The sequence below is a fragment of the Gordonia sp. PvP123 genome, from assembly GCF_040547295.1.
GTDB classification, from domain to species: domain Bacteria; phylum Actinomycetota; class Actinomycetes; order Mycobacteriales; family Mycobacteriaceae; genus Gordonia; species Gordonia terrae.
Genome location: NZ_JBEPPN010000008.1, coordinates 267,078 through 284,753, shown reverse-complemented (window position 1 = coordinate 284,753; position 17,676 = coordinate 267,078). Strand labels below are relative to the sequence as shown.

Below are 17,676 nucleotides of genomic sequence, written 5' to 3'. Positions count from 1 at the left end.
CAGGGACGCGGTCACCCAATCGTCAGGAGACCTCGAACGTGCGTGACCGCTGACCGAGCACCGGCTCCGGTTCTCGCGCTGTGTCTGCCGCCCTGGTCGTCGGCGACCGTCGACCGATCCGGTCCGGCGCGCCGTCGAGGACGCCACCCGCCGGATCGTCGTACCACTTTCCGCCGTTCCCGCGACGGACCAGATCGTCACGTGGGTGCCAGATCTGCCACAGGACGACGGCGCAGAGTGCGAGCACCATCAGTCCGCGGAGCACCACGGCGGCGGTGAACCACTGGTCCGGGAGCCAACGACGCTCGGCATCGAGGAACAGACTCATCCGCGGCACCCAGATGAGCGCGTCGACCGCCATCCAGGCCAGCAGCAGGCGAGCGTGTGGAATGGCAAGTACCGCAAGTGGAACCAGCCACAACGAATACTGCGGACTCCACACCTTGTTCACCAGCAGGAAGCCGGCCACGGCGAGGAACGCCAACTGCGCCACACGAGGCCGGTACGGCGCCAGGACACCGATCGCGGCCACCGCGGCGATCACGACCACGGTCAACCCCACCGACAGCGCATTCAGATAGCCGGTGTTCCAGGTGAAACCGGCGGCGTCGGCGACGACCCGGTAGATCGTGTCGGGGTCCGCGGACCGGTCGCCGTTGAACCGGAAGAACTCCCACCACCCCGACGGGTACGGGATCAGGATCGGCAGATTCACCGCGAGCCAGGCGGCGATCGCTGTCGCGGCCACGACGCCGAACTCGCGGACCTTCCCGGTTCGCAGGCACAGCGCGCCCAGCACCACCAGCAGCAGCGCCGGATACAGCTTGGCCGCGGCGCCGAGTCCGATGAAGACACCCGCCAGCCAGAAGTGCTCCCGCGACCAGGCCAGCAGCGCGACCGCCACCGCCGCGGTGGCGATGGCGTCGAAGTTGGTGAACGCATGCACGAAGACGAGCGGGGACAACGCGGCCAGCCACACCGACCACATGCGGGTTCGCGCGGTGAGCGCGGTTGCCCAGATGGTCACCAACCAGAATGCCGCCAGTCCCAACGCGACGATCGTGAAGAACAGCACGACGTCGAGCGCCCCGGGCACGCCCCAGTGGGTCTCGGCCCAGAGCCACCCCTGGGTCAGCTGCGCCGCGCCGTACATGAACATCCCGGTGAGGACCGGGTACTCCATGTACCGCTTGATGGTCTGTCCCGCGGAGTCCTCCTGGAACCAGAAGTCCCGGTAGGGCAGCGCGCCCTGGTTGAGCCGCTCGGCGCCGAACAGGCTGATGACGTCGGAGTAGCAGAGGTTGGTGAACTGGCGCTGATCGTCCCAGTCGAGCCGCATCTCCGCGCCCGCGGTGGTGCCGCCGTCAACCGGTGCCTGTTGCAGGCACGCGGCTTTGCCGAACCATCCGAGTGCGAGTCCGCACAGCGCCAGGACGAAGAGCACCCGCAGGGGTGTCAGATGCCGGCTCCGGCCGATGACAGCGTGTGCTCCCACCGGTCCACCGACGAGCGAACTCGCCTCGCGCACCATGCCGTCCGTGCGTGTCGGCAGAATCCGCGCGTCGTCGACACGCTGATCACTCGCAAGGGGTGCAGGGCTGTCCCAGACGGGGTCGGGGCCGCTCGCCGCGGAGTCGGCCGCCGAATCCGGGTCAGCCGATGGGCGGTTCAGGGACTCCTCCGCCTCCGTCACCGCCGCCGGGTACACCGTCGCCGGAGTCGCCGCCGCCGTCACCGCCGTCGCCGGGGGCCAATCCGCCGCCGCCCGGGCTGTTGCCACCGCCGCCACCGCCGCCGTTCCGCGGGGCGCCCGGGATGGGGATCGTCACGCCCGGAGCGAGGGTGAGGTTGCCGTCCCCGCCCTGGTCGGGGATGTCGAAGGTCGGCACGGAGGGTCCGCGGGTCCGCGTGGGCGCCTCGGTGGTGACAGGGGCCTCATAGGGCACGCCGGCCACACCGCCGACCGATTCCGGCTCGGGGAACTGCTTGATCTCCTTGCCCTCGAGGGCGGCGTCCATCGCCGACTTCCAGATCGACGACGGCAGCCCGCTGCCGTAGATCGAGGCACCGTTGTAGTTGGTCAGGGCCGTGCCGTCATTGGTACCGACCCACACCGCGGTCGACAACTGCGGTGTGTAACCGACCATCCACGCGTCCTTGTTCTGCCCGGTGTCGCCGAGCTGGACGGTGCCGGTCTTGGCGGCCGAGGGACGCGAGCCGAGTGACGAGTCGTACAGCGAGTTCCCGTTGGAGTAGGCCGCGATCGGCTGCAGGGCGGCGCTCACGTTGTCGGCGACCTTCGCGGGGAAGACGCGCTTGCCCTCGGTCTTGCGCTCGTAGAGGACCTGCCCCTCCGAGTCGACGACCTTCTGGACGAAGTACGGCTCGTGATAGACGCCCGACGCCGCGAGGGTGGCGTACGCCGAGGCCATGTCGATCACCCGCGACTGGTACTGACCGAGCACCACGCCGCCCTCGGGCTGTCCGTTCGCCTCCTGCAGCGTCTTCTCGATGTTGCCGAACGACTCCGCGACACCGGCCTTGTGCGCGGCGTCGGCAACCGCCCGGGCACCACCGTCGAGATCCATCATCAGGCGGTAGTACACGGTGTTGAGCGACATCTTCATCGCCGTGGCGAGGTTGCAGGTGCCGCAGCTCTCACCGTCGGAGTTCTCGACCGTCAGACCACCACTGGCCTCGAACGGCGCCGAGCTGTAGGTCTTCGACAGCGGGATGTCCTGTTCGAGCGCCGCGACGAGTGCGAACACCTTGAACGACGAACCGGTCTGGAGACCGGCCTGGGCGAGGTCCCAACCGCCCGGGTTGTCGCCGCCGTAATAACCGCGCACACCACCGGTCTGCGGATCGATGGACACCGCCGATGCGAGCAGATCGTCGGGCTCGCCGTTCAGTTCACCGTTCGGGCACTTGTAGATCCGGTTCTTGCGACAGGCTGCCTGCACGACACCGTTCTGAACCTGCGGATCGATCGTGGTGCTGATCTTCAGGCCACCGGTGCGCAGCTGCTTGTCGGTGATGCCGATGCGGTTGAGCTCGGCGAGCACCTGCCGCTTGATGAGCCCGTTCGGGCCGGGGGTCTCGTCGGAATCGCTGACGCGGGCCTTGACCGTCTTGGGGAAGACGGCGCTGTCGGCCTGCGCACGGGTGATGGCACCGGTGGCGACCATGCCGTCGAGCACGTAACGCCAGCGCGCCTCGGTGACCTCGCGGTTGGTGTCGGGATCGTAGTACGACGGCGCGCGGATGACGGCCGACAGCAGCGCTGCCTCCTCGAAGGTCAACGGATTGCGCTCGGCGCGACGCTTGTCGGTGATGGACTTGTTGAAGAACTTCTGCGCGGCGACCGCGACGCCGTAGGCACCCCGGCCGAAGTAGATCGTGTTGAGATAGGCCTCGAGGACCTTCTCCTTGGACCAGCCGTGCCGGTCGTTCATCTTCGCCGCGATGGCGAGTTCTTTGAACTTGCGGTCGAAACTGCGCTCGTCACCGACGATCGCGTTCTTGACGTACTGCTGCGTGATGGTCGAGCCACCGCCGGCGGTCTGGTTGCCGGTGATCTGCCCGATCGCCGCACGGGACAGACCGCGCGGCGAGAATCCGTTGTTGGTCCAGAATTCGCGGTCCTCGGCGGCGACGATGGCCTGTTTCATCGTCTCGGGGATCTCGTCGAAGGGGACGACCGTGCGGTTGCCGTCCGGCGAGGTGACATCGGCCAGCGTGCGTCCGGAGGTGTCGACGATGGTGGCCTTCTGGCTCACCTCGGGTTCCGGGATCTCGGCGGTGAAGTAGGTGAACGCGAACGCGACGATGAGCACCAGCACGATCGCCGGGACGATCGCGCCCACGATCCCCAGCGCCCATGCGAACCGCCGATGTCTGGTCGCCGTCTCACTTCTGTTCTGACCGCCACCGCCCGGACCGGGTCGGATGCCGGTGCGCCGGGGCGTGGGCGAAGACCCGCGTGCCTCGCTCATCGTCCACCTTCCTACCGGATCGGGCGGACGTCATCGTCCGTGGATCTCGGTTACCTTCTCTGGCCTCGTGCCGCTCCACTGTGACAGCAGGCAACGGCCCGGGCAAAAAAACCGCAGGCCGGCGCCCTACTTGGCGACGCGTCGGGAGCGACGCGTGGACTGGGGCGGCAGCCCGGCAACGTATGACTGGACCAGATGGTTCCAACTACAGGTCCGGCACACCTCGACGACATGTACCGAGAACTCCTCGGCGGTCGTCGCGAGTCGCGCGATCTCCTCGTTGCTCCGTGCCGAGCCGCTGACCTGGCCCAGACGTTCGCCGAACACCCATGACACCAGGGTGACCTGCTCTTTTCGGCAGATCGGGCACATCGTGGTGCTGGGCCGACCATGGAACTTCGCCGCGCGCAGGAGGTACGGACTCGCGTCGCAGACCTCGGCAACGGCGGTCCGGCCCGCATGGACCGAGGACAGCCGAGCGCGCCGCTGCAGGGCGTAGTCGACGATCTGGCGTTGCACGGTTTTCAGGGTACGTGGTCTCTGCCGGGGCGTCGGCGCGACGGGTCCGGCGAGGAGGCCCCGGAAACCGGCCCGTGCGCGTCCCGAGATGTCCGTCACGCCACCGCCGGATGCCCTCCGGCCATCTGTCCTTCTCCTGACCGACCGCTCGTGGACACCAGTTATATCGGTGCGATACATTGGCAAATACATCGGAATGAGGTGTCGGCGCGTCAGAGCGCGTCGGTACATCAAGTCCGAGGAAGAAGTGACAGATCATCGGCAGGACGTGAAGGGGGTGGCGAAGTGCTCGAGCTGGCCATTCTCGGATTGCTTCTCGAATCCCCCATGCACGGCTACGAGTTGCGCAAGCGACTCACCGGCCTGCTCGGCGCCTTCCGTGCGTTCTCGTATGGATCGCTCTACCCGACGCTGCGTCGCATGCAGGCCGACGGCCTCATCGATGAACCCGAGACGCCCCTGGGCGTCAAGGTGCGGCGTGGCCGGCGTGTCTACCAGCTCACCGACGCAGGCCGGGAACGGTTTGCCGAGCTGGTCGCCGACACCGGACCCCAGAACTACACCGACGACGGTTTCGGTGTGCACCTGGCGTTCTTCAGCCGCACCCCCGCGGTTGCGCGTATGCGCATCCTCGAGGGCCGCCGCCGGCAGGTGGAGGAGCGTCGGGAGGGGTTGCGGGAGATCGTCGGACGGTCCAACCGGACCGTCGACCGGTACACCCGTCAGCTGCATCAGCTCAGCCTCGAGTCCAGCGAACGCGAAGTCCGCTGGCTCAACGAGCTGATCGCGGCCGAGAGCTCCCAGCAGGGCGGGGCGCCCGACCCGTTCGACACACAGTTCGACGACGACCTCGCCGACAGCGAACGGTCACAGTTCGATTCGGGGAAGCCCACGGCCTCCACCGGACGAGCCGATGACGAATATCAAGACCCGGACTCGATGCAGAGCCGGGACGCACAGCTCGACGAACCCGAGCAACGGAAAACACCGGTTGCGCAGCGAACGACTGCGATGCCGCGAGAAGAAGGAGAACCCGACCATGGGTGAGCCCAATAAGGTGCGCGTTGCCATTGTGGGCGTAGGAAACTGCGCTTCATCCCTGGTGCAGGGCGTGCAGTACTACAAGGACGCCGACGAGAACTCCAGCGTTCCCGGCCTGATGCACGTGAAGTTCGGCCCGTACCACGTCCGCGACGTCGAGTTCGTCGCCGCGTTCGACGTGGACGCCAAGAAGGTCGGCTTCGACCTGTCCGACGCGATCTTCGCGAGCGAGAACAACACCATCAAGATCGCCGACGTCCCGCCGACCGGTGTCACCGTCCAGCGCGGACACACCCTCGACGGTCTCGGCAAGTACTACCTCGAGACCATCACCGAGGCCGACGGTTCGGGTGTCGACATCGTCCAGGCCCTGAAGGACAACGAGGTCGACGTCCTCGTCAGCTACCTCCCGGTCGGCTCGGAGCAGGCCGACAAGTTCTACGCCCAGTGCTGCATCGACGCCGGCGTCGCCTTCGTCAACGCACTCCCCGTGTTCATCGCCTCGGACCCCGAGTGGGCCCAGAAGTTCGCCGACGCCGGTGTCCCGATCGTCGGCGACGACATCAAGAGCCAGGTCGGTGCCACCATCACCCACCGCGTGATGGCGAAGCTGTTCGAGGATCGCGGCGTCACCCTCGACCGCACCTACCAGCTCAACGTCGGCGGCAACATGGACTTCAAGAACATGCTCGAGCGTGAGCGTCTGGAGTCCAAGAAGGTCTCGAAGACCCAGGCCGTCACCTCCAACCTGACCGGCTCGCTCGCCGGCAAGGTCGAGGACAAGAACGTCCACATCGGCCCGTCGGACCACGTCGCGTGGCTCGACGACCGCAAGTGGGCCTACGTCCGCCTCGAAGGCCGCGCCTTCGGCGACGTGCCGCTGAACCTCGAGTACAAGCTCGAGGTCTGGGACTCCCCCAACTCGGCCGGCATCATCATCGACGCCGTGCGCGCCGCCAAGATCGCCAAGGATCGCGGCATCGGCGGACCGGTCATCCCGGCCTCGGCCTACCTGATGAAGTCCCCGCCGAAGCAGCTCGCCGACGACGTCGCGCGCGCCCAGCTCGAGGAGTTCATCATCGAGGCCTGAGCCTCGTAGAACGCAACCCGGCGGCGCTTCCTGATCTGATCAGGGAGCGCCGCTTCTGTTGTCGCCGTCCCGCCACCCCACTCGACGGAAACCGCAGGTCATCCAACCAAATCAGTGACCGCGTCAAACCCTTCACATAGAGTGTTGTCGATTGCTCCGAGTGGCCCGGTATCGGGCACATCGGACATCACGAGACCCCGTACCAACAGAAAGGCGCAAACCATGGGCGTGAGCCTGAGCAAGGGCGGCAACGTTTCCCTCAGCAAGGAGGCTCCGGGCCTGACTGCGGTCTCCGTCGGCCTCGGCTGGGACATCCGGACCACCACCGGAACCGACTTCGACCTGGACGCCAGCGCCATCGCGCTCGGTACCGACAAGAAGGTCGTCTCCGATCAGCACTTCGTCTTCTTCAACAACCTGCGTTCGCCCGACGGCTCGATCGAGCACACCGGCGACAACCTGACCGGTGAGGGCGAAGGCGACGACGAGGTCATCAAGGTCGACCTCGCCGGCGTGCCGCCGAACATCGACTCCATCGTCTTCCCCGTCTCGATCTACGACGCCGACGCACGCTCGCAGTCCTTCGGTCAGGTGCGCAACGCGTTCATCCGCGTCGTGAACCAGGCCGGCGGTGCCGAGATCGCCCGCTACGACCTCAGCGAGGACGCCTCCACCGAGACCGCGATGGTCTTCGGTGAGCTGTACCGTCATGGGTCGGAGTGGAAGTTCCGCGCGGTCGGCCAGGGCTACGCCTCGGGTCTCGCAGGCATCGCCCGCGATTTCGGTGTGAACGTCTGAGTCCTCTCGGACTCCGGCTGTCCGCCTGACATGCCCGTGGATGCCGCACTCGCCCTACTGGCGGGTGCGGCATCCGCATGTCACACTCCTCTCCGACGATGCGGTCGGCTGGACCACACGCACCCTAGAAAGGCCACAATCCGGTGGTAGTAAGAATTTTCGGCCTCTCGGTCGTCGTGACGATCGTGTCGCTGATCATCGCGTTCCTCTATGGCGGTGTCGAAGCGCTGATCCTGACCGCCATCCTCGGCGTCTTCGAGATCTCGCTCTCCTTCGACAACGCGGTCATCAACGCCACGATCCTCCGTCGGATGAGCGAGTTCTGGCAGAAGATCTTCCTCACCATCGGCATCCTGATCGCCGTCTTCGGCATGCGCCTGGTGTTCCCGCTGGTCATCGTGTGGCTCGCCTCGGGCCTCAATCCCGTCGATGCACTCGACCTCGCACTGAACCCGCCGCCCAACGACGCGGCGTACTTCGCCAACGGCGATCCCAGCTACGAGACGATCATCACCGACGCCCACCCGCAGATCGCGGCGTTCGGCGGCATGTTCCTGCTGATGCTGTTCCTGGGCTTCGTCTTCGAGCAGAAGGAACTGACCTGGCTGACCTGGATCGAGCGTCCGCTCGAGAAGATCGGCAAGCTGGAGATGCTCGAGGTCGTCATCGCGATCACCCTGCTCGTGCTCACCGCGAGCTACATCGCCGCGCCGGACGAGCAGTCGACGGTCATGATCGCCGGCTCGCTCGGCATGATCACCTACATCCTGGTCAACGGCCTCGGCGAGTACTTCAACGTCGAGACCGGAGAGGACGACGAGGCGGCCGAGCCGGGAACCGATGCGGCCGAGAAGTCGGCGGTCGAGAAGTCCGACGGCAAGTCCGGCCCGTCGGATCTGGCCAAGGCGACCGGTAAGGCGGGATTCTTCCTGTTCCTCTACCTCGAGGTGCTCGACGCGTCGTTCTCCTTCGACGGCGTCATCGGCGCGTTCGCCATCACCGCGGACCCGATCATCATCGCCCTCGGCCTCGGCCTCATCGGCGCGATGTTCGTCCGTTCGCTCACCGTCTACCTGGTGCGCAAGGGCACGCTGTCGGAGTACGTGTACCTCGAGCACGGTGCGCACTGGGCGATCGGTGCGCTGGCGTTCATCCTGCTGTACTCGATCGGGACACACGTGCCGGAGATCATCACCGGCCTGATCGGCGTCGCGCTGATCATCGCCGCGCTGATCTCCAGCATCATCCGCCGCAACCGCCTCGCGGCGAGGGGCGAAGTGGAGAAGGTCGAGGTCTGACCTTTCGTGACGCTCGCAAGCTCGCTCCTCAAGGAGCGGTGAGCGCCCTCCGCACGCTCCAGGCGCTCCTCAGGGAGCGGAGGGCGGGAACGCGTGAGACAACTGCGCCGCAGGTCCTCGACGGACCTGCGGCGCAGTCTTTTTCGACGGACCGGACTCAGCCCTGTTGCTGACCGAGTTGCTGGCTGATCTGCTGGTTGATCTGCTGCAGACCAGGGACCGACATTCCGGGTAGGTGGCCCTGGATGGTACGCACGATGGACGAGTCGTCGCGCACCTTCTCGCTGGACTGGACCAGAACGGTTCCGGCGCCGGTGAAATCGAACTGACGCTCCTCGCCTGAGTTCAACCCCATCCGCCGGCCCGCGGCGGCGATGAACCCGTTGACCCACGCCTCGTCGTAGTGGTGACTCGGTGACGGGCAATCCGACCACCCGACAAGGGCTTCCGGGTCGACGCGCACGGGCGGTTCGACGAACATGACCGGACCGTTCGACGACGCGAGGAACTTGCCGGTGCCGATGAGCGTCAGAAAACCCGGCACGATGGATTGGTTCAGCGACAGGTTCGGCTGGAACGCAAGCAGATTGGCTGCTCGGATGGTGAGGTTGCCGTCTTCGAGGTCGTAGGCGTTGATGTCGTAACCGCGGTCACCGATGATCAGCTTGCCGTGGCCCTCGGCGACGACATAGTCACCGAGGTACAGCGGGGCGGAGAACTGCTGGGCCACCATCTGCAGCATGTTGCCCTGCAGCCCCTGCGTGAGCGCGGTGAACTGCATCTGACCGTAGTAGGCGATCATCGCGCCCTTGGACATGAACCAGGGCTGGTTGAGATCGATGCAGAACGAGTAGTTGTTGTCCGGAACGTTGTCGTCCGATGGCAGATTCATCGGACTCCACACGGTGTTGAGTTGGCTCACAGCTTCTCCTCCGATGCCTGCACGTACACGATGCCCTGTCCGGAGCACTCCAATTGCATTGCCTCACCGCCGGTTCGGCCGACATTCCGCCAGCTCATCGACGATCGCAGAGTGGTGTTGACCTGCCCCGCCGATCCGACGAAGGCCTGAGGATCGACGCTCACCGGCGGCTTCTGCGGCGACACCTCGAGCTCGAAGACCCCGCCGTGCCCGAGGAGGACCGCCGAGCCGGGACCCGACAGCTGCGTCGTGAACATGCCCTGGCCGGTCACTGCGCCGGCCGCCGCGTTCCGCAGCGCCCCGAACAGCCCGCCGCCACCGCCACCGCCGCCGCCCTGTGACGCGACCGAGACGACCGACGCCTGCAGGTTGGCCCCGTAGGCGAGCAGGCGTGATGCTTCGACGCGCATCATCCCGCCGACTGCGCCGAGATCCACGACGTGGACCTCGATCCCGAGGAAGCCGTAGTGCACCTCACCGTGCCCCTGGGCGATCATCGTGGACTCGTGCTCGCCGGCGAGCATCCGACCGGCCATGCCGCCCATCCCGCCCAGTCCCGGCATCCCGCCGCCCATGCCGCCGGCACCCGCGATCTGGTGGGGCTGGAAGTGCACATCGCCCTTGTAGAAGAGCATCGCCCCACGTCGAGCGATGACCGGACCGGTCCGACCGATGTCGACGGAGACGACCTTGCTGTTGACCTTGGTGAACATTCTCGCTACCTCACCCTCACCGCTCGGCCGGCTGGATCGACACGACGCCGCTGCCATCCCAGCGCAGCGAGAACGCTTCCCCGCCACCCTGTCCCAGCGCCGACCGCCAGGACACGTCGGTGACGAAGGACTGACTCAGCTGCCCACGGGCGCAGACGAACGCGTCCGGATCGACCACGAGGGGATACTGCGGTGACACCTCGAGATGGATGAGCGGGCCGCCGTTGGACAGCAGCGCGATCTGTCCGTGGCCACTCACCGTCGTGGTGAACAGGCCCTGACCCGACGACGCGCCGCGCAGACCGGCGAACGTGACGTTGGTCTGCAGGTTGCCGTTGAGCACCATCAGCTGCTCGGACTCCACCTGCAGCGTCTCGTTGTTCAGCTCGATGACCGTCGTCTCCGCAGCGTTGTGCGCGAAGTAGACGATGCCGTTGCCCGACGCCTCCATGAGCGACAATGCCTCCCCGGTGGCACGCTGCTTGAGGCCCGCGAGCACACCGTCACCGCCGCCGAAGCCCGCCGATTTGAAGGTGACCTGTCCCTCGTAGGCGACCATCGACCCGCTGATCGCGCGCACCGCAGAATTGTTCAGCCTGGCTTCCACCACGCGTTTGGACCGTTGTACCAACTGCATTCGACGTGCCTCTCTCGCGCCGCGGGGAGGTCGCCGATCGACCGTCCCTCGTTCGTCTCCCGACGCCATCCCCGCACCACGGCACCCGCAGGCGACCGGCATCCCAGCCCGCCGTGCGCCGGGGAATCCGGCCTCATACGGAGATGAAAATAGCCGATAGCATCGTGTGGTGCCCGGAAACTTCGTACGTCGATGGTTCGGGAACGATTCACGCACGAATTCCGCACCACCTGCATCATCGGAACAAATGACAGCGGCGTTCCTGGAGTCCGAATCCGTCCTGGCCGAGATCGATCCGGCCGTCGGTGTGACCGCCACCCTGGACCCGCGATCGCGGCTTCGCACTGTGTGGTCGGAACTCCGTGAGCAGCACGCCCAGGCGACGTCGGACTATCTCAGCCTGGTGTCGCCGCCCACCGGCACACGTGTCGACCCGCAGGATCTCGAGCGCTCGACGCAGGCGTTGCGGGCGATCACCGCGTCGATGCGCGACTTCGCCCAGACCAACGCCGGCACCCTCGAACGGGCGCGGGCCACGATGCGCGCCGCCGACGTCCAGGACCACGAAGCCCGGGTGGCGGCCAACCGGGCGATGACCGCCCTGGAGGGCGCGACCCCGGCGGTGGCGCGGCTGCAGTCGGTGTCGGAAGCCACCGATGAACTCGCGCGGGCGCTCGCGGGTTTCGACCAGGGCACGGGCCTGCGCGAACGGCAGTCCGCCGCGGCGGCCGTACTCGGCGCGGCGCGGCGCCTCGAACAACTGCTGGCCGAAGCACCCGCGTTCGCCGAGCGGGCACAGCAGGTCATCCGTTCGGTGGAAACCCGCCGCAGCGCGGTGTCGACCCGCAGCGCGCAGGTCCCCGACACGCTGTCGGCCCTGCGCCGGGAGTTCAGTGCCGACTGTTCTCTCGATCTCCAGCGCAACGGCACGGTCGTCGACGAGCGACTCGTGCATGCCGACGCCGAGCTGGCGGCCGCACGCTCGATGGTCGCCGACGCCCCCGACCAGGCCATCGATCGCGCCGATGCGGCCCGCGACGACCTGGCGGTGGCCGAGAAGGCCGTCGACGCGGTGCTCGACCGGCTGCGCCTGCTGCGGGAGGTCCGGGCCGACCCCAAGGGCGCCGAGCAGCGGGTGCGCTTCCGTCTGCGTGACGCCCAGCTCTTCGCCGTGAACCACACTCTGGTTGACGAATGGGGTTCGGTCCTCGATGCTCAGGCCGACCGGATCGAGCGCGCCGAGGGGGAGCTCGACCGCATCCACCCCGACTACTGGAGCTATCTGACCCAGCTGCGTGCGGTGGACGACCGGATCACCGAGATCGTTTCGCGGATGAGAGGACAGGTGGCCGCAGGATGACCACCACTGCACGACACGACGCCACCGGTCTCGAGCCCGGGACGATCCGGCACTTCGACCACCTGGAGCCGTCGGTCGCCGAGCACCTGTTCTACCGGCAGCCCGAGCCAATCGAGCCGACCTGGCCCGCCCAGCGTCTCGCGGTCGCCCTCGGTGCCACCCTGTATGTCCCGGCGACCCGCCCCGATCTCGCCGACGTCATCCGCCGACGACGCGCCGAGGGGGTCATCTCGATGGTCATCGACCTCGAGGACGCGGTCGCCGACGACGAGGAGGCCGAGGCGATCGACCATGCCGTGGCCGCATTGCGCAGCATCGCCGAGAACCCGGGCCGGCCGATGCTGCTGTTCGTCCGGCCGCGTTCGGCCGATCGGATCGTGCCCATCGCCGAGGCCCTGAGCACCCCGTCGGTGCTCACCGGGTTCGTCATCCCGAAGTTCGCCTCGGACACCGCGGCCGCGGCCCTCGATGCGGTGACCCGGGCGAGCGAGATCCTCGGCAGGCACCTCTGGGTGATGCCGGTCCTCGAGTCGGCGTCGGTCGTGCACCGCGAGACCCGCGACGACGAACTGACCGCCCTGGCGTCGCTGCTCGGCGAACACCGGGACCACGTGCTGGCGGTTCGCATCGGGGCCACCGACATCTGTGGCCACTTCGGCATCCGCCGGGATCGGGACCTGACCATCTACGACGTCCGGGTGGCTGCCGACGTGATCGCCGGCATCGTCAATCATCTCGGCCGCAGCGACGAGAGCGGCTTCGTCGTGACCGGCCCGGTCTGGGAGTACTTCGCGGATCACGAACGCATGTTCCAGCCTCTGTTGCGGCACACGCCCTTTCGCGAGAGCGACGCCGTCTACTTCCGGCAGCAACTGGTCAGCCGCGACATGGACGGCCTCCTGCGCGAGATCACCCTGGACCGCGCCAACGGGCTGCACGGCAAGACGGTCATCCATCCGGCGCACGTCGCGGCGGTGCACGCACTGTCGGCGGTGACCCATGAGGAGTATCACGATGCACTCGACATCCTGGCCGGGGAGTCCGGCGGGGTACGGGCCTCGTCGTACCGCAACAAGATGAACGAGCTGAAGCCGCACCGCAACTGGGCGCTGCGTATCGTCGACCGCGCTGCCGCCTTCGGGGTGACCCGGCAGGGAGTCTCCTTCGTCGACCTGCTCACCGCGCTCGCCTCGCCCGGATCGGCGGCCTCATGAGCGACCCCGGCGCCGTCGGTGTCGACTGGGTGACCGCGCGTTTCGGTGTCGAGATCGTCGCCGCCGACGACACTCCCCGCGTACACACCGTGCACGATCTCGTCTCACTCGGGTTGCGCCACAATCGACGCCGTGCGCATCTGCTGGTCTCGACCGTCCTGGGCAAACACATCCCGACATCGCCGGCGATCGTCCGCCGCGCCGCCGATGACCTCGGCGCGGCGATCATCGCCGAGATCGGGGCGGATGCGGCGCGCGATGCGGTCGTCTTCGGTTTCGCCGAGACCGCGACGGGTCTCGGACACTGTGTGGCCGAGCGAATCTCCGCGTCACGCTATCTGCATTCGACGCGGCGCCGACGACGCGGCGTGACGGTGTCGGGCACCTTCGAGGAAGGGCACTCGCATGCGACGACGCACCTGCTGCAGCCCAGCGATCCCACGTTCCTCGACGCGACGACGCCGCAGGAGGTGCTGATCCTGGTCGACGACGAGGTCTCGACCGGAAAGACCGCACTCGGCGCCATCGAGGCCATCGTCGCCGACCGGCCCCGCACACGATTCGTCGTGGCGTCCCTGGTGGACATGCGAACCGCAGCCCAGAAGTCCGAATGCGAGTCCTTTGCAGCGGAATCGGGTGCCGAGATCGCCTATGTGTCACTCGCCCACGGATCTGTCTCGCTTCCGCCAACCCTCCTCGAGGACGTGTGGGAGCTCGAGTCCGACGATCTCAATCCGGTGGCACCCCGCCGCGGCGACCAGGTCGCGGTCTCACTCGACTGGCCCCGGACGGTTCCCGACGGAGGCCGGCACGGAATCCTCCGCGCCGACTCGACGCACTTCCACCGAGCCGCGGCCGATTCCGCGGACACCGTGGCGGCACACCTCGATCCGCGGCGTCCGGTCGTCGTGATCGGGCACGAGGAGCTCATGTACGCGCCGCTGTGCATCGCCGAGGCGCTGGAGCGTCGCGGTTTCGCCACCGCGTATCAGACCACGACGAGATCACCGGCCCACGTGCACGACGTCCCGGGATACCCGCTCCGCCGCGGATTCCGGTTCATCGCACCAGAATCCGACCCGGCCACCCCTCGGTTCGTCTACAACGTGTCCTCCGTCGAACACCCAGACCCCCAGGTCGTACTCGTGATCGACACACCGGCCGACACCGACGAGTTGCGTGCACCCGGCGGACTCGTGGACGTGCTCACCGCCGCCGGACATCCGGTCGTCCTGGCCGTTCTGCCCGAGACCCCCCAGCGTTCGCTGACCCAAGCGCGGGAGGCGGTGCGCTGATGGACATCGCCGCCGCCACGCCGCCACTGTGCGGACCGGAGTTCGGTTCGTACGGGGCCGACGAGGTCACCTGGCTGCTGAAGGACTTGTCCGATGTGGCGCTGGAAGGTGAACTGCGCGAACGGGAACGCCGTATCCAATCCGGGCAGGCGCATTACGCCGAATCCCTGCCGATCGAGTATCAGCCGGGGCACGAGTACCAGGAGTTGTTCCACGCGACCCTGCGATCCTCGGCTCAGCGCCTCGCCGAGGCGGTCGGCGTCGTGGCCGAACTCATCCTGGCCGAGCGTCACTCCGCTCCGACGCTGGTATCGCTCGCCCGAGCGGGGACCCCGATCGGCATCCTGATCCGACGATGGATGCTCGCCGTCCACGGCGTCGAACCCCGGCACTACACGATCTCGATCGTCCGCGGCCGCGGGATCGACACTGTAGCACTCGATCACATCGTGGCACGTCACCCGGCCGAGTCGGTCGTCTTCGTCGACGGCTGGACCGGCAAGGGCGCCATCCAGCGCGAACTCACCGCCGCCGTCGACCAGTACGCGCGGTCCGGCCGGCCGCGATTGCACGACGAACTCGCGGTCCTGGCCGATCCCGGTTCCTGCACGACCCTGTACGGGACCAGAGACGACTTCCTCATCGCGTCCGCCTGCCTGAATTCCACTGTGTCCGGCCTGGTCTCGCGCACCGTCCTGAATGCCGACCACATCGGTCCCGGCGAGTTCCACGGCGCCAAGTTCTATCGTCATCTCACCGACTTCGATGTCTCGGGAGTGTTCCTCGACACCGTCAGTGCGGAGTTCGACGCGGTGGCCGACCGGGTGCAGGCGATGATCGCATCGATGACGCCCGGGTCGCGCCGGCCCGACTGGTCCGGCTGGCGGTCCGTCGAGCGAATCCAGGCCGAGTACGGTTTGTCGTCGATCAACCTGGTCAAGCCCGGTGTCGGCGAGACGACGCGAGTCCTGTTGCGCCGCGTGCCATGGCGGATCCTGGTGCGTGCCGACGACCTGCCCGAGCACCGTCACATCCGGCTCCTCGCCGCCCAACGGGGTGTGCCCGTGGAAGTCTCGCCGGATCTCGCATACTCGTGTGTCGGGCTCATCAAGGAGGACTCGTGAACGCCCTGGTCGCCACGGATCTCGACCGGACCATGATCTACTCCCGCTCTGCGATGGGCGAGGAGCAGTTCGCGACCCTGGAGACGGTGTGCGTCGAGATCTACCGTGATGCGCCGCTGTCGTACATGACCCAAACCGCCGTCGAGCTGATGACCCGGCTGGCGCACGAGGCCGTCGTCGTACCGACGACCACCCGCACCCCGGCGCAGTACGCGCGAATCGCCCTGCCGGGCAGACCGTTCCGCCACGCCGTGGTCAGCAACGGTGGTCGGATCCTCGTCGACGGCGACGACGATCCCCGGTGGCGTGCGCACATCGACCGAGAGGTGACCCGTGCGGGCGCCACCCTCGAGCAGGTCCGGGACGAGCTCCGCACACGCATCGACGACTCCTGGGTCACGGCGTTGCGTACGGCCGACGATCTCTTCTGCTACCTCGTCGTCGACCCGTCTGCCCAGCCACCGGAGTTCCTCGAGCGATGGCAGGCGTGGTGTGACGCGCGGGGCTGGACAGCATCCCAGCAGGGCCGGAAAATCTATTCGACCCCGCAGCCGGTGACCAAGTCGGCGGCCATCGCCGAGGTCCGGCGCAGGCTCATCGAAGACGGGACGCTCGACGACTCGGCGACCCTCTGCGCGGCCGGCGACGGCTGGCTCGACACCGATCTGCTGCTCGCCGCCGATCACGCCATCCGCCCCCGGCACGGCGAACTGGAGTCGCTCGGGTGGTCGGCGCCGGGGCTCACGATCACGGCCGAGACCGGGGCCCTCGCCGGTGTCGAGATCCTGCGGTGGTTCGGCGAGCGGAGCGGCCTGGACGAGAGCCGGGACGCCCGAGTCCACGCACGCTGATCACGCGGGCGTTGGCCCGAGGACATCGGAATGCCCGTGGCGTCGGCACCAGCTGATCAGGTACCGGGCGTGCAGGCCACACCACCGGTAGACGGCGGCCTGTGTCATCGGCAACGATGCCTCGTGCTCACCGCGCTCGACGATGATCGGTCCGAGGTAGTGACTCGTCACCTTGTTGGCGGTGTTCGGCGACACGGTCGCCACCCGGGCGAGTGACGAGTTGTCCGACGCGCTGCCCGAGGCGATCGCCCCGGCGAGTCGACCTGCGGTGTGGCCGCGACGCCCGGTGAACAGCTCGTAGAGCGGTGGGCGTGGCCCGTCGGGCGTCTTGTCCGGCAACCCCTGACCGTGAGCCACCGATCGCACGACGCCGACCAGCGTGGCGAATCCGTCGGACCTGGCGATGATGCCCACCACCTCGTCCCGCAGTCGGGCCTCGTCGAGATGATCCTGTTCCATGCCGAGGCCCTGGGTCACCAGGACGACCGGGGCGTGCCGATCGTGCTCGTCGAGGACGTCGATGACGTCGAGCCCGTCGAAGGTCCACTCCACATCGGGCCGATTCCAGACCAGATCCGCGACCACGACATCGAATCGCACGTTGCCGGCGACGCAGTGGACGAACTCGTCCCGACCCGCGGCAACGGTGACCGTGGCCTGATCGAGCGACTTGGCCAGCGGCACGGCGATCACGTGCCCCAGCGGCGAAGCGATCAGTACCCGCAAATGGTTCGGCACAGCATGATCATGCTCGAACCACTGGTGGTGTGCGCGATTACGCATGTTTTTCACCGAGTGCGTACGTATTTACCCGGATGA

The 17,676-nt window shown here is 67.3% G+C and carries 16 protein-coding genes; 9 read left to right on the top strand and 7 right to left on the bottom strand.

Translation table 11 applies throughout. The annotated features are described in order from the left end of the window. Positions 1-22: 22 nt before the first annotated feature. The 3 genes from ABIC25_RS17970 to ABIC25_RS17960 form a co-directional block, all read right to left on the bottom strand. On the bottom strand, positions 23-1,693 hold the full coding sequence (locus tag ABIC25_RS17970) for a glycosyltransferase family 87 protein (protein WP_354562520.1): 1,671 nt from the start codon (positions 1,691-1,693) through the stop codon (positions 23-25). Then, positions 1,653-3,995: a transglycosylase domain-containing protein gene (locus tag ABIC25_RS17965; RefSeq protein WP_354562518.1), complete on the bottom strand. Its 2,343-nt coding sequence runs from the start codon at positions 3,993-3,995 to the stop codon at positions 1,653-1,655. Before ABIC25_RS17965 ends, ABIC25_RS17970 begins: the two co-directional genes overlap by 41 nt. A 126-nt stretch (positions 3,996-4,121) precedes the next feature. After that, positions 4,122-4,514: a DUF5318 family protein gene (locus tag ABIC25_RS17960; RefSeq protein WP_010844588.1), complete on the bottom strand. Its 393-nt coding sequence runs from the start codon at positions 4,512-4,514 to the stop codon at positions 4,122-4,124. 285 nt (positions 4,515-4,799) lie between these two features. Between ABIC25_RS17960 and ABIC25_RS17955 the strand changes: the two genes are divergently transcribed. The 4 genes from ABIC25_RS17955 to ABIC25_RS17940 all read left to right on the top strand — a co-directional run bounded on the left by ABIC25_RS17955 (position 4,800) and on the right by ABIC25_RS17940 (position 8,741). Then, a complete protein-coding gene (locus ABIC25_RS17955; protein ID WP_354562516.1) occupies positions 4,800-5,561 on the top strand; it encodes a PadR family transcriptional regulator in 762 nt (253 codons plus the stop codon). Further along, the gene (locus ABIC25_RS17950; protein WP_004020652.1) at positions 5,554-6,645 is read left to right on the top strand and encodes an inositol-3-phosphate synthase; all 1,092 of its coding nucleotides are present in this window, start codon (positions 5,554-5,556) and stop codon (positions 6,643-6,645) included. Before ABIC25_RS17955 ends, ABIC25_RS17950 begins: the two co-directional genes overlap by 8 nt. Positions 6,646-6,867: 222 nt before the next feature. After that, entirely contained in the window at positions 6,868-7,443 is a 576-nt protein-coding gene (locus ABIC25_RS17945; protein ID WP_004020651.1) for a TerD family protein, read from the top strand. A gap of 143 nt (positions 7,444-7,586) precedes the next feature. Then, on the top strand, positions 7,587-8,741 hold the full coding sequence (locus tag ABIC25_RS17940) for a DUF475 domain-containing protein (protein ID WP_354562515.1): 1,155 nt from the start codon (positions 7,587-7,589) through the stop codon (positions 8,739-8,741). A gap of 157 nt (positions 8,742-8,898) precedes the next feature. On the opposite strand, the gene ABIC25_RS17935 is transcribed toward ABIC25_RS17940, so the two are convergent. From ABIC25_RS17935 to ABIC25_RS17925, 3 genes are read right to left on the bottom strand one after another with little or no spacing between them, the layout of a single operon-like run. Then, the gene (locus tag ABIC25_RS17935) at positions 8,899-9,663 is read right to left on the bottom strand and encodes an AIM24 family protein (protein WP_004021133.1); all 765 of its coding nucleotides are present in this window, start codon (positions 9,661-9,663) and stop codon (positions 8,899-8,901) included. Beyond that, the gene (locus ABIC25_RS17930) at positions 9,660-10,376 is read right to left on the bottom strand and encodes an AIM24 family protein (RefSeq protein WP_064569648.1); all 717 of its coding nucleotides are present in this window, start codon (positions 10,374-10,376) and stop codon (positions 9,660-9,662) included. The genes ABIC25_RS17935 and ABIC25_RS17930 overlap by 4 nt, the downstream gene beginning before the upstream one ends. A 16-nt stretch (positions 10,377-10,392) precedes the next feature. Beyond that, the gene (locus ABIC25_RS17925; RefSeq protein WP_033204169.1) at positions 10,393-11,013 is read right to left on the bottom strand and encodes an AIM24 family protein; all 621 of its coding nucleotides are present in this window, start codon (positions 11,011-11,013) and stop codon (positions 10,393-10,395) included. Between the two features lie 247 nt (positions 11,014-11,260). On the opposite strand from ABIC25_RS17925, the gene ABIC25_RS17920 reads away from it, so the two are divergent. The 5 genes from ABIC25_RS17920 to ABIC25_RS17900 are packed head-to-tail and all read left to right on the top strand — an operon-like array spanning position 11,261 to position 16,857. Beyond that, positions 11,261-12,373: a hypothetical protein gene (locus ABIC25_RS17920; RefSeq protein WP_354562514.1), complete on the top strand. Its 1,113-nt coding sequence runs from the start codon at positions 11,261-11,263 to the stop codon at positions 12,371-12,373. Then, positions 12,370-13,587: an HpcH/HpaI aldolase/citrate lyase family protein gene (locus tag ABIC25_RS17915; protein WP_248644059.1), complete on the top strand. Its 1,218-nt coding sequence runs from the start codon at positions 12,370-12,372 to the stop codon at positions 13,585-13,587. The genes ABIC25_RS17920 and ABIC25_RS17915 overlap by 4 nt, the downstream gene beginning before the upstream one ends. Further along, on the top strand, positions 13,584-14,882 hold the full coding sequence (locus ABIC25_RS17910) for a phosphoribosyltransferase family protein (protein ID WP_248644060.1): 1,299 nt from the start codon (positions 13,584-13,586) through the stop codon (positions 14,880-14,882). Before ABIC25_RS17915 ends, ABIC25_RS17910 begins: the two co-directional genes overlap by 4 nt. Continuing rightward, complete coding sequence (locus ABIC25_RS17905) at positions 14,882-16,006, top strand: cysteine protease StiP family protein (RefSeq protein ID WP_248644061.1); 1,125 nt, start codon at positions 14,882-14,884, stop codon at positions 16,004-16,006. Before ABIC25_RS17910 ends, ABIC25_RS17905 begins: the two co-directional genes overlap by 1 nt. Next, the gene (locus ABIC25_RS17900; protein ID WP_248644062.1) at positions 16,003-16,857 is read left to right on the top strand and encodes an HAD family hydrolase; all 855 of its coding nucleotides are present in this window, start codon (positions 16,003-16,005) and stop codon (positions 16,855-16,857) included. Before ABIC25_RS17905 ends, ABIC25_RS17900 begins: the two co-directional genes overlap by 4 nt. Here ABIC25_RS17900 and ABIC25_RS17895 read toward each other — a convergent pair whose 3' ends face one another. Then, entirely contained in the window at positions 16,858-17,640 is a 783-nt protein-coding gene (locus ABIC25_RS17895) for an MSMEG_1198 family transcriptional regulator (RefSeq protein WP_064569652.1), read from the bottom strand. It abuts the gene before it with no gap. Positions 17,641-17,676 lie beyond the last annotated feature (36 nt).